10 protein-coding genes and 1 pseudogene are annotated in these 11,781 nt (G+C 74.1%); 4 read left to right on the forward strand and 7 right to left on the reverse strand.

The window, feature by feature from the left end:
- Positions 1-12: 12 nt before the first annotated feature.
- The 3 genes and pseudogenes from AC0GKK_RS18275 to AC0GKK_RS18285 all read right to left on the reverse strand — a co-directional run.
- Positions 13-813 (reverse strand): annotated as a pseudogene (locus AC0GKK_RS18275) (ABC transporter substrate-binding protein); the annotation flags it as partial.
- Between the two features lie 282 nt (positions 814-1,095).
- The gene (locus AC0GKK_RS18280) at positions 1,096-2,385 is read right to left on the reverse strand and encodes an MFS transporter (RefSeq protein ID WP_489882191.1); all 1,290 of its coding nucleotides are present in this window, start codon (positions 2,383-2,385) and stop codon (positions 1,096-1,098) included.
- On the reverse strand, positions 2,382-4,025 hold the full coding sequence (locus tag AC0GKK_RS18285) for an ABC transporter substrate-binding protein (protein ID WP_489882192.1): 1,644 nt from the start codon (positions 4,023-4,025) through the stop codon (positions 2,382-2,384). The genes AC0GKK_RS18280 and AC0GKK_RS18285 overlap by 4 nt, the downstream gene beginning before the upstream one ends.
- Positions 4,026-4,067: 42 nt before the next feature.
- Between AC0GKK_RS18285 and AC0GKK_RS18290 the strand changes: the two genes are divergently transcribed.
- Positions 4,068-4,655, forward strand: a complete 588-nt coding sequence (locus AC0GKK_RS18290; RefSeq protein WP_489882193.1) for an NADPH-dependent FMN reductase — start codon at positions 4,068-4,070, stop codon at positions 4,653-4,655.
- Positions 4,656-4,662: 7 nt separating this feature from the next.
- On the opposite strand, the gene madC is transcribed toward AC0GKK_RS18290, so the two are convergent.
- The 4 genes from madC to AC0GKK_RS18310 all read right to left on the reverse strand — a co-directional run bounded on the left by madC (position 4,663) and on the right by AC0GKK_RS18310 (position 9,957).
- Complete coding sequence (gene madC / locus AC0GKK_RS18295) at positions 4,663-6,195, reverse strand: MadC family VWA domain-containing protein (RefSeq protein ID WP_489882194.1); 1,533 nt, start codon at positions 6,193-6,195, stop codon at positions 4,663-4,665.
- Complete coding sequence (locus tag AC0GKK_RS18300; protein ID WP_251786786.1) at positions 6,192-7,310, reverse strand: MadB family AAA-type ATPase; 1,119 nt, start codon at positions 7,308-7,310, stop codon at positions 6,192-6,194. Before AC0GKK_RS18300 ends, madC begins: the two co-directional genes overlap by 4 nt.
- Before the next feature lie 104 nt (positions 7,311-7,414).
- Positions 7,415-8,686 carry an NDMA-dependent methanol dehydrogenase gene (mdo, locus tag AC0GKK_RS18305; RefSeq protein WP_489882195.1) on the reverse strand — a complete coding sequence of 424 codons (1,272 nt, stop codon included), beginning with the start codon at positions 8,684-8,686 and terminating at the stop codon, positions 7,415-7,417.
- A gap of 134 nt (positions 8,687-8,820) precedes the next feature.
- Positions 8,821-9,957, reverse strand: a complete 1,137-nt coding sequence (locus tag AC0GKK_RS18310; protein ID WP_251786784.1) for a GNAT family N-acetyltransferase — start codon at positions 9,955-9,957, stop codon at positions 8,821-8,823.
- 158 nt (positions 9,958-10,115) lie between these two features.
- Here AC0GKK_RS18310 and mftA point away from each other — a divergent pair, with 158 nt between their 5' ends.
- From mftA to mftC, 3 genes are read left to right on the forward strand one after another with little or no spacing between them, the layout of a single operon-like run.
- Positions 10,116-10,202, forward strand: a complete 87-nt coding sequence (mftA, locus tag AC0GKK_RS18315; protein ID WP_060710386.1) for a mycofactocin precursor MftA — start codon at positions 10,116-10,118, stop codon at positions 10,200-10,202.
- Positions 10,192-10,503: a mycofactocin biosynthesis chaperone MftB gene (mftB, locus tag AC0GKK_RS18320; protein ID WP_405414622.1), complete on the forward strand. Its 312-nt coding sequence runs from the start codon at positions 10,192-10,194 to the stop codon at positions 10,501-10,503. The genes mftA and mftB overlap by 11 nt, the downstream gene beginning before the upstream one ends.
- A gap of 36 nt (positions 10,504-10,539) precedes the next feature.
- Positions 10,540-11,775, forward strand: a complete 1,236-nt coding sequence (gene mftC, locus AC0GKK_RS18325) for a mycofactocin radical SAM maturase (RefSeq protein ID WP_100878817.1) — start codon at positions 10,540-10,542, stop codon at positions 11,773-11,775.
- Positions 11,776-11,781: the final 6 nt, after the last annotated feature.

The raw sequence follows: 11,781 nt of genomic DNA on the forward strand, positions 1-11,781 counted from the left end.
GAAGTTCGGGTCGCTGCCCGAGGTCTGCAGCTCGAACGCCAGCCCCTCGGCCCCGGCCTCGCGCAGCAGTGCCCGGGCGCGCCCGACGTCGCGCGGGGCCGCCGTCGCACCGGCCGGGTAGTACTCCAGGTCCGGCCCGCCGAACAGGTCGGCGCCGACCTGCCCGGTGTCGAGCAGGACCACCCGGACCAGCGCCTCGCGGTCGATGCCGAGCCGCACGGCCTCCCGCACCCGTGGGTCGGCGAACGGTGGCCGGTCGACACGCAGGTTGAGGAACTGGGTGGTCGACTGCGGTGCGGTGAGCAGGGTGGCCCGCCCGCCCTGGGCCTCCACCTGGCGGGCACTCGCCGGACGCAGGTCGTGGGCGTAGGCGACCTGGCCGGACAGCAGCGCCCCGAGACGGGCCTGCTCCTCGTCGATGGGCGTGAGCTCCAGCCCCGGGGCGGGCGGGGCGCCGTCCCAGTAGGCGTCGTTGCGGGTGTAGACGGTGGGGCCGCCGGGGGTGAAGGACACGAACCGGAACGGCCCGGTCCCGACCGGTGTGGCGAACCCGGTGGTGCCCGCCGCGACGATCTCGCTGCCGGGCGCGCCCAGCCAGAGCGGGAAGGTGAAGTCCGGCGCGGTGAGGACGACCTCGACCTCGCGCGGTCCGGCGGCCCGGCTCGCCGTGAGGTCGACCCGGGCGAACAGCGACGCGGCCGAGGCGGTCGTGGCGGGGTCGGCGATGCGCCGGAAGGTGAACAGGACGTCGTCGGCGGTCAGCGGGCGGCCGTCGTGCCAGCGGGTGTCACGCAGCCGGATCCGCCAGCGCATGCCGGTGGCGTCCGGCTCGACGGACTCGGCCAGCCGGGGCTCGGCGGTCTCCTGCGACCACCCGGTGAGCGTGTCGAAGGTGGCCCTGGCCCGGACCTGGTCGACGAACTGCGGGACGACGTGCGGGTCGAGCGACTCGCGGGAGCCGCCGCCGGGGAAGGCGGCGCGCAGCCGCTCGGAACCCCCGCCGGTGCCGCCGCCGCAGGCGGCGAGGGCGGGGACCGCGGCGAGCGCGGCGGCGCCGCCCAGGAATGTGCGTCGGGTCAGCTCCACGGGTGCTCCTCAGGCGGTGGTGGCGGTGCTGGTCGTGACGGCGCGCGGTTCGAGCCTGCCGGTGCGCTGCATCCAGGCGATGACGGCGGCGCCGACGAGCCCGATCGCGAGCAGGACGGCGAACGGGATCCAGCGGCCGGCGCCGTCGGGATGGCGGTCGAGCAGGTTCCCGACGGCGGTGTTGCTCACCGCCACGACGGCGGCGGAGACGAGGTAGTACCAGCCGTAGTAGGTGCCGGCGAGCTGCTCGCTGCCGACCCGGGGCAGCAGCGCGAGCGAGAACGGGTTGGTCATCGCCATGCCGACGGTGAACACGACCGTGCCCGCGAGGACCGGCGTGACCGCGAGCAGCCCGGCCGCGGTCCACTCCCCGGCGGGCGCGGTCGGCACGAACGGCGCCGCGACACCCAGCGGGACGAACCCGGCGCCCATCAGCACGAGCCCGGCGGACATCGTGCGCCCGTCGGTCCAGCGGGCGCGGCACCACGCGGTGATGCGGACCTGGCCGAGGATGCCGACGAGGGTCGACACGACGAACAACGCGCTGACCGCACCGGCGACGCCGGACACGCGCTGCGCCTCGACCGGCAGCACCAGGTACAGCTGGTTGAACAGGGCGAAGTAGCCGGCCCCGCCGAGTGCGAACAGCAGGAACCGGCCGTTGCCGACGACCTCGCCCCAGCTGCCGAGCAGCCCACGGTCCTGCGGCGGCGCCGGACGGGCGGGCAGGACGAACAGCTGCGCGACGGTCAGGACCGTGAACACGGCGCACGCCACGGCTGCGACGAGGCGGAAGTCCACTGCGAGCAGCGCGGCGCCGAGCAGCGGCCCGAGCAGGGCCCCCGCATGACCGAACACGTTGAACACGGAGAAGACCTCGGCGCGGCGATCGCCGGCCTCGGCCATCAGGTAGGCGCGCACCGCGGGGTTGAACAGCGCCCCGGCCAGCCCGGTCAGCACCGCGGCGGCGATCAGGCCGGGCAGGGAGTCGGCGACGACGAACAGCCCGAACGCCACGATCCGCAGCGCGCACCCGACGATGATCACCGGACGGCAGCCGATCCGGTCCGCCGCCGAGCCGCCGACCAGGAACATCCCCTGCTGCGACAGGTTGCGCAGGGCGAGGACGAGTCCGATCGTCGCCGCCGCGTAGCCCAGGCTCCCCATGTGGGTGGCCAGGAACGGCAGCACGAGGTAAAAGCCCAGGTTGATGCCGAACTGGTTCACCACGAGCATCCGGCTCGGCGCGGTCAGCTCGCCGAAGGAGCGCAGCACGACGTCCCCCCGTCGGTTGATCACCTGAACGGGATCACATACGTCCCTGCGAACGCAAGTGCCACTGATGCGCACCTGCCGATCGGATGCAGCGCGGTCAGCCGAGGCGGGCGCGGTGGAACCGGGCCCAGGTACCGGTGTCCGGGCGGGCCGGTCCGACGCCGGACAGGTCCGCGGTGACGCCGACGTGCTCGTCCCCGACCGACCAGGCGGTGGCGTCGGTGCGCAGCAGGAGCTGGGCGCGGCGCAGGGCGTCGGAACGGCGGGCCTCGTCCGGGGCCCGGGCGGCGACGGCGAGCAGCGCCCGCACGTCGGGGCGGCCCCCGCGGCGTCCCCGCTCCCGGTGGCCCCGCCGGTCCCGGGACCGGCCGCGCCGTCGGTCGCGGTGTCGTCGCCGGTGTCGCCCGCGGTGTCGTCCCCCGGCACCCGGGGTGCCGCGGCCACGGCCTGCAGGTAGAGCGGGATCGGCTGCGCCGCGGCACGGCGGAACCGGATGCCCGGGTCGGCTCGACGTCCGGCGGCTCCGGCTCACGCGGCTCGCACCGCAGCCCGACCGCCGCCAGCTGCTCCACGACGAGGTCGGCGGTCGGCCGCGACATCGGGTCGAACGGGTCGAAGAACAGTGGCACCCGCGCCCCGTCCGCCCCCGCCGCGACGACCAGCTCCCGGGCCCGCGCGACGTCGCGCACCACCGGCGCGAGCCCGTCCGGGTGGTGGGCCAGCCCGACCCCGAACAGGTCGTCGCCGGGTTGCGCGAGGTCCAGCAGGATCTGGCGCACCAGCTCCACCCGGTCGATCCCGAGCCGCACCGCCTCGCGCAGCCGCGGGTCGGCGAGCGGACCGGGCCCGGTGTCGAGGAAGCGGGTCACCGAGCCCGGTGCGGACAGCACGGTCGTCCCGGTCCGCCCGAGCAGCCGTCGTGCGCTGTGCGGGAACAGGTCGTGTGCCCAGTGCACGTAGCCGTCCACCAGGGACTGGTAGCGGTTCTCCTCGTCGTCGTCGACCAGGAACTCCACCGCGGGCGCGGGCGGGCGGCCTGCCCAGTGGCCGTCGTGCCGGTAGAGGGCGTCCGGCGAGCCGGGCAGGAAGCGGAACGCGCCGGTCCCGACGGGCACGTCCCCCCGCCCGCCGCGCACGATGCCGGTTCCCGGTGCGGCCAGGGCCAGGGCGAACAGGAAGTCGGGCCGGCCCAGCACGAGCTCCACCTCGGTCGCCGACACCGCGCGGCTGGCGGTCAGGTCCAGGTGCGCGAGCAGCGGCGCCGCCGTCGCCCCGGTCGCGGGGTCGAGCACCCGGCGCAGCGACGCGAGCACGTCGGCCGGGGCCAGCGGCCGCCCGTCGTGGGCGACGGCGTCGCGCAGCCGGATCCGCCACCGCGTCCCCGTCCGGTCGGGTGCCGCGGAGGCCGCCAGGTGCGGACGCGGGGTCATGTCCTGGTCCCACACCAGCAGCGTGTCGGCGACGGCGGCGGCCCGCGCCCGGTCCACCGGCCGCCACACCCGGTGCGGGTCGGGTGCCCCGAGCGGGCCGGTCCCGGCGAACGAGGTGACCAGCCGCGGCGACGTCGCGTCGGCCGGCGCGCCGCACGCCGCGAGAGCCGGGATCCCCGCGAGCGCCGCGGACGCACCGGCGGCCCGCAGGAACGAACGACGGCTCAGCTGCACGGCACCAGGGTGCCGGGTCGGGTGACGGTTAGGGTCGCCGGGATGGACCTCCTCGCGATCTCCGGCAGCCCGTCCGACCCGTCGAAGACCGCGCTGCTGCTGGAACGGGCGGTGGCCAGGGCGGCCGCGCACGACGGTGTGTCGGCGGAGCTGCTCGCGCTGCGCGACCACGACGTCGTCCTCTCCGACGGCCGCGACCCCGCCGACTACACCGGCGACACCCGCGCGGTGATCGACCGGGTCGTCGCGGCGGACGCGCTCGTCGTCGGCACCCCGATGTACCGCGGCAGCTACACCGGCCGGCTGAAGAACCTGTTCGACGTGCTCCCCAACGACGCACTGGCGGGCAAGCCCGTCGGGCTCGTCGCGACCGGGGGCACCGACCACCACTTCCTCGCGGTCGAGCACGAGCTCAAGCCGCTCGTCGGGTTCTTCCGGGCCTGGGCGGTCCCCGGCGCGGTGTACGCGAACAACACCCACTTCGACGGCGGCGCGCTCGTCGACGACGGCGTCCGCGACCGGCTCGACGCGCTGACCGACGCCGTCGTCACGTTCGCACGGCGGATGCCCCGCGACGCCGCGGGCGCGGCCGCCCCGGACATCCCGCGCCGGTCGCTGCGCGAGGGCTGAGCACCGCTCAGGACAGGGCGTGCCCCAGCTCGCCCGCTCCGGCGAGCAGCTCGTCGGCGTCGCGGGCGACCAGCACGTGGTCGAGGACCTCCTCGTACTCGCCCATGGCGCAGGACGCCTGGTCCCAGTAGCGGCGCTGCTCCGGGGTGATCCACCCGACCCGGTACGCGCGGCGGGCGAGGCGGCGCAGCTCGTCGGTCCCGGGCGGAAGGCCGTTGGACCGGCCGTCCCCTACGAACAGGACGGCGGTCCGGGAGTCGACGGCGTCGGCGAAGTCCTCGTTCAGGGTCCGGAGCACCCGCCCGTAGTCGCTGGTGGCGTCCAGGTCGATGCCGGGCGCCGCGAGCACGGCGGCCAGTGCGTGGTCGTCGTGCGCGGCCATCAGCAGGTCGGTGACCTCGACCGGGGTGTCGACGTAGGCGAGCACCCGGCAGCGGAACGCCTGCCGGTGCAGGGTGCGGGCGAGCCGGAGCACGAACGCGGTGATCGACCGCACCGACAGCGACACGTCCGCGACGACCAGCAGCCGCACCCGGTCGGGGACCTTCGCGCGGTGGTGCAGGTGGAACGGGACGCCGTCGCTGCGCATGCTGCGCCGGACCGTGTGCCGCACGTCGAGCGGACCGTGCGCGTGCTCGCGGGGCACCCGGCGCGGCGCGCCGCGCATCCGGTGCAGCAGCTCGTGGCAGGCCTGCGCCATGTCCGCGGAGTCCAGCGTGTTCCCGCCGGCCCCGGTCTCCGGGCGCTCGGCCCCGGTGGTCGCGACCCGCTCGGCCAGCTGGGCGACGAAGTCGGTGATCGCGTCGACCAGCCGGTCGAGCTGGATCTGCGAGAGGTTCTCGCCGTCGGGACCGTCGGCGTAGACGGCGTGCAGGTCGTACTCCGCGAGCCAGGCCAGGATCGCCTCCGGGTCGTCGAAGGCGATCTCGCCCGACGCCTGCGTGGCGGCCCCCGAGGTGAGCTCGCGGCCGACCGCGGCCCCGGCGCGTTCGAGGTCGACGGTGTAGGTCGTGCCGCGCCGGCCCCGGTCCTCGCCGGAGGAGACCGACAGGTCCTTGTCCGAGCCGCCCAGCGAGGCGTCGTCGTCGTCGCGGTGGGGGTTGAACCCCTTCTCCTGCTCCGGCGCGTCGAGCAGGTCGCCCACCTCGGCGGCGCTGGGGTCGTAGCCGGCGTAGCGGCCCAGCGGGTCGTCGTCCTCGGTGAGGTCCAGGTCCCCGGGCAGGCCGTCGCCGCCGGGCTCGCGCAGGGCGGGCCCCGAGCCGCCGGCCGCGCCGGGACCGTCCCCGGCGACGAGGCCGAAGAACGCGTCGAAGGCACGCTCGAACCCGGGCCGCTCGTGGGCGTACTTCACCGTCACGGCGCGCAGCCCTGCGCGCAGCCGCCCGGTGTCCGCCGCGCCGAGCAACGCCAGCACCCGGCGGACCTCGATCGCCTCCGCGGGGGACACCGCCACCCGCTGCGACCGCAGCACCCGGGTGAACGCGGCGGCCAGCACCGACAGCAGCCGCGTGCCGGGGTCTCCGGCCGCGGACGCGGTCATCGCCGCATCCGCCGGGCCCGGTCGGCCTCGGCGCGCGTCGCACCGGAGCTCGCCCGGCCCTTCCCGAAGGCGCCGGAGGTGGTGTCGGCGGGCCGGGAGGACCGGCGGACCCAGCCCTCGTCGGTCGCGACGTCCACCTCGGCCTCCGGCTCGCCCTCGTCGAGACGGCGCACGGCGAGCTCGCGGTCCGAGCCGTACTTGAGCAGCGCGGACAGCAGCGCCGAGCGCACCTTCTCGACCTCGCCGGTCGTGGCGAGCCCGAGCACGGCCGCGGCGCGGGCGGCGTCGATGACCTCCGAGATCGACGGGGACTTGCGCAGCGGGAACCCCCGCAGCCTGCGGGCCAGCTCCACGACGTCGGCGACGACGTCGGCGGCCACCTCGGGTGCCCGCCGGGACACGATCTCGGTCTCGCGCTCGGGGGTCGGGAAGTCGACCTGGTAGTGCAGGCATCGGCGCTTGAGGGCGGGGGAGAGCTCCCGGGTGTCGTTGGAGGTCAGCACCACCCACGGGGTGGAGCGCGCGGTGAAGGTGCCGATCTCGGGCACGGTGACCTGCCGCTCGGCCAGCACCTCGAGCAGCAGGGCCTCCATCGACTCCTCGGTGCGGTCGACCTCGTCGACGAGCAGTACCACCGGGTCGTCGGACAGGACCGCCTCGAGCAGCGGGCGGGCGGAGAGGAAGTACTCGGTGTAGAGCCCGGTGTCCTGCTCCTGGAGCCGGGCGGTGGCCTCGGCCATCGTCGTGGTCCCCGACAGCAGCTCCCCGATCCGGTCGCGGAGCATCTGGACGTGCATCAGCTGCTTGCCGTAGTCCCACTCGTACAGGGCGCGGCCGTCGTCGAGGCCCTCGTAGCACTGGAGCCGGATCAGCCGGCGCCCGCTCGCCGCGGCCAGGGACTTCGCCAGCTCGGTCTTGCCGACGCCGGCGGGGCCCTCCAGCAGCAGCGGGCGTTCGAGTGCCGTGGCGAGGTGCACCACCACGGCGAACCCGGGGTCGATGACGTAGTCCTGACCGGACAGCGCCTCGGTGAGCGCCTCCGCGCTCTCGAAGGCCGGCGGGCCGGACGCCGCGCCGCCGGATGGTGCCTTGCCGAACTCCGTGCTGTCGGACACCGTTCTCCTCGACTGCTGAGCCGCACGCAGCCGTGCGGCGGACGGACGGCCGCCGCCGCGCCCGGGGGCTGATCCGGGCGCGACGGCGGGTGGGGCGGTACGTCCTAGTAGGACTTGCCGAACGCGTGGTCCACCATCGGGACCAGCGCCTCGACCGTGCACTCGCGGGGGTTGCCCGGGGTGCAGTAGTCGCCCATCATGTGCTCCGCGATCCGGTGGACGGTGTCGCCGTCGGTGGGGATCGTGTCGCCGACACCGGAGTACTTGCCGGTGTTCATCCGGTTCTTGTCGTAGCTGTCGGACCGCAGCGCGCCGAAGTTGTCGGGGATCCCGACGTCCTTGGACAGCCGGATGGCCTCCTCGACCGCGGCGTCCGCGGCCTGCACGGTCGTCATGTTGCGGGTGTCCACACCGAGCGCGGTGGCGATCTTCGCGTAGCGCTCGTAGCGCGACGGCAGGTTGTACTCCCACACGCGCGGCAGGGCGATGGCGTTGTTCAGGCCGTGGTGGGTGTCGAAGAACGCCGAGACCGCGTGCGATGCGGAGTGCACCAGGCCCAGGCCGCCGGAGTTGAACGCCTGGGCCGTGATGTACTGCGCGTGCATCATCTTCGACCGCGCCTCGAGGTTGCGCGGCTCGTACACCGCCTCGCGCAGGTAGCGCCCGACGAGCTCGATCGAGTAGATCGCGTTCCCCAGCGAGGGCTCGAAGTCCAGCCGCGAGACGTACGGCTCGGACCCGTGGGCGAGGACGTCGAACCCGCAGAAGGCGGTGAAGTGCTGCGGGCAGCTGTAGTAGAGCAGCGGGTCGTCCAGCGCCAGGGTGGCGACCACGGCGTCGTCGAACCCGACCCACTTCTTCGGGTTGTCCATGTCGCTGGTGTTGGTGATGACGTACGCCCACGAGGTCTCGGACCCGGTACCGGCGGTGGTGGAGACCGCGATGTGCTTCGGGTTCTCCATGTTCGTGGACTTCGAGAAGCCCTCGAACTCGTTGATGTTGCGGCCGTCGTGGGCGATGACGACGCGGGCGCCCTTGGCGGCGTCGTGCGAGGAGCCGCCGCCGATCGAGATGATGCCGTCGCAGCGCTCGCTCGTGTAGAGCGCGGCGGCGTCCATGCAGTTGTAGTCCTTGGGGTTGGACTCGACCTGGTCGTAGACGACCACGTCGACGCCCTGGTACTCGACCTTGCCCTTGAGCTCCTCCACGATCCCGGAGCCGCGCAGGCCCGAGGTGACGAACAGGGCGCGGGTCATCCCCATGTTCTTCGCCTCGACGCCGAGGATGTCGTGGGCGCCGACGCCCAGCAGGGCTCGCGGGAACGGGTGGAACTCCTTGATCGGGAAGTCCCAGATCTGGTTGAGCTCGATGGCCATGACTCTCCTCGACGGCTTCGTCGGCTGGCGGACGAGCACAACCTTGGTTGTTGCGAACTACTGGCAACAGCTACAGATGGGTACCTGACCACCCGGTCGTTCGCCGGGGCAGGTCCACCCTCCGTCCGGAGGGGTCACCGGCGTGGGGCGGAGGCCTCGAGGTGGGTGCCGACCGGGGTGAACCCGCTGCGCCGGTACCAGTCCCGCGGCCAGTCGGCGGCGTCCGCGCCCAGCGCGAGCAGGTCGCAGCCGTGCTCGGCGGCGAGCTCGCGGGAGCGGGCCAGCAGTGCCCGGCCGTGCCCGCGGCCGCGGTGGGCCGGGTCGGTCTCCAGGGCGTCGAGCCAGGCCGTGGCCCCGTCGCGGCGCAGCGTCGCGGCCGCCACCACCCGGTCGTCGGCGACGACGGCGAGGCGGTGCAGGGCCAGCACCCGGTCGTCGCCGGTGTCGCGGTCGACCAGCTGGTCGAGGTCGCCGGGTCCGGCGCCGGGGAGGTCCCGGGCCCAGGAGGCGCGCCGGAACCCGCGGAGCTCGTCGTGGTCCAGCTCGGTGACCGTCGACGCGCCGGCACCCGTGGCCGCGCCGGTCGTGGTGGGGGCGGTCATGGCCTCGTTCGCCGAGACCGACCACCCGGCGGCGCGGAGGCCGTCGGCGAGCTCGTCCGCGCCCGGGCCCCACAGCAGCGCCCCCGGGTGCAGGCCGTGCGCGGTGAGCGCCCGGTCGGCCTCGGCGAGCACGGTGGCCGGGTCGGTGCGGTCCGGTCGGCCGAGCAGCAGCTGGTTGTGCATCCGCGACACCGGCCAGGCGTCGGTCCGGACGGCGACGCCGCCGGTCACCGGCTCCTCGGCGGTCGCGCCGCGCCGCAGCATCGACGGCTCGAACCCCATCGCCCGCGCCGCCGCGCCGGGCTCGGGGACCTCCGGTGCGGCGAAGCCGTCCGGGCCGGGGCGGTAGGGCAGCACCATCAGCACTGCCGACGCCGGCACCGCCCCGTAGGCGTGCGGGAACCGCATCGACGCCGGGTCGGTCGGCACCCCCGGCTCCCACCGGACGTCGACCCCGGCGACGTCGATCCGGGCCGGGTCGAGGACGAGCAGGACCAGGTCGGTCCGGCCCGCGAACAGGCGTTGCGCAGGCAGGGCCACCTGGTCGGGCGTCGACAGGTGCACGAACCCGACCTCGTCGAGGGAGGGGGGTGCCACGGCTCCGGTGCCGAGCCACCTCCGCCACTCACCAGGGGTGCACAGGTGCAGCAGGACCGTCCCGACCGTCATGGGAGACAGCCTGCACGCCCGTCCGATCGGACGGGCGTGGACGTCGAGTATTGATTTCCGGCACCGGGTGCCAATAGCGTCCGATCCGCTGCCACCGCCGGCCGGCGGGGCGGTTCACCACCTCTCTCGCCGAGAGTCGGATCCAGCGGAGGTTGCGCATGAGCGAGCACCAGAACGAGGACGCCCTGACCGAGGAGACCCTCGTCGAGGAGGTCTCCATCGACGGCATGTGCGGTGTCTACTAAGCCCCTCGACACCACGGTTCCGGACGGCGCCGCGGGGGCCTTCGACCCCGCGGCGCCGTACCGGCTCAGCGAGAGCGTCTCGCTGCGTCCGGAGCCCTTCGGCGCCCTGGTGTACGACTTCGTGACCCGCAAGCTCTCCTTCCTCAAGACGCCCCAGCTGGTCTCGGTCGTGCGCGACCTGGAGAACCAGCCGGACGCCCACTCGGCGGTCCGTGCCGCCGGCGTCGAGGAGCCCCAGCACGACGCCTACCTGCGTGCCCTCGCCGGACTGCTGAAGTCCCGCACGATCGTCGCCCGCTAGTCCCGCCCGCCCGCCGACCACCACAGTGAGGTGCCCGTGAAGCTGGTCGACCACTTCCAGTACGGCCTGAACTCGCCCATCTGCCTGACCTGGGAGCTCACCTACGCGTGCAACCTCGCGTGCGTGCACTGCCTGTCCAGCTCCGGGCGGCGTGACCCGCGCGAGCTGAGCACCGCCGAGGCCAAGGCCGTCATCGACGAGCTGCAGCGCATGCAGGTCTTCTACATCAACATCGGCGGTGGCGAGCCGACCGTGCGCCCGGACTTCTGGGAGCTGCTGGACTACGCCATCGCCCACGACGTCGGCGTCAAGTTCTCCACCAACGGCGTCAAGCTCGACAAGCAGCGGGCCGCGCAGCTCGCCGCGACCGACTACGTCGACATCCAGATCTCGATGGACGGCGCGACGGCCGAGGTCAACGACTACGTCCGTGGCCCGGGCTCGTTCGACACCGCGATCACCGCGCTGGAGAACCTCGCCGAGGCCGGGTTCAAGCATCCCAAGATCTCGGTCGTGATGACCCGGGAGAACGTCGACCAGCTCGACGAGTTCAAGGCCATCGCCGACAAGTACGGCGCCCAGCTGCGCATCACCCGGCTGCGCCCGTCCGGCCGCGGTGCCGACGTCTGGGACGAGCTGCACCCGACCCAGGCCCAGCAGAAGCAGCTCTACGACTGGCTGGTCGCGCACGGCGACCAGGTCCTGACCGGTGACTCGTTCTTCCACCTGTCCGCCTACGGCGAGGCCCTGCCCGGGCTGAACCTGTGCGGCGCGGGCCGCGTGGTCTGCCTGATCGACCCGGTGGGCGACGTCTACGCCTGCCCGTTCGCCATCCACGAGAACTTCCTGGCCGGCAACGTCCGCGACGAGGGCGGCTTCAAGGAGGTGTGGGAGCACTCCGAGCTGTTCACCGAGCTGCGCCAGCCGCAGACCGGCGGGGCGTGCGCGTCGTGCCCGCACTACGACACCTGCCAGGGCGGGTGCATGGCCGCGAAGTTCTTCACCGGCCTGCCGCTCGACGGCCCGGACCCGGAGTGCGTGCAGGGCTACGGCGAGGCGATGCTGGCCGCGCGCGACGGCGGGACGGTCATCCCGAAGTCCGACGTCGACCACTCGCGCTCCGCGCCGCGCAACACCCGTGCGCCGAAGCAGCCGACGATGCTCTCGCTCACCCCGCCGCCGCGCCGGCCGGACCGGGCCTGCGACGAGAACCCGCTCGCCGGGTTCGCGCCGGACGCCGTGCCCGTGGCACAGCCGGTCGCCGGGAGCTGACCACGG

It is taken from the genome of Pseudonocardia sp. P-1 (genome assembly GCF_058111925.1).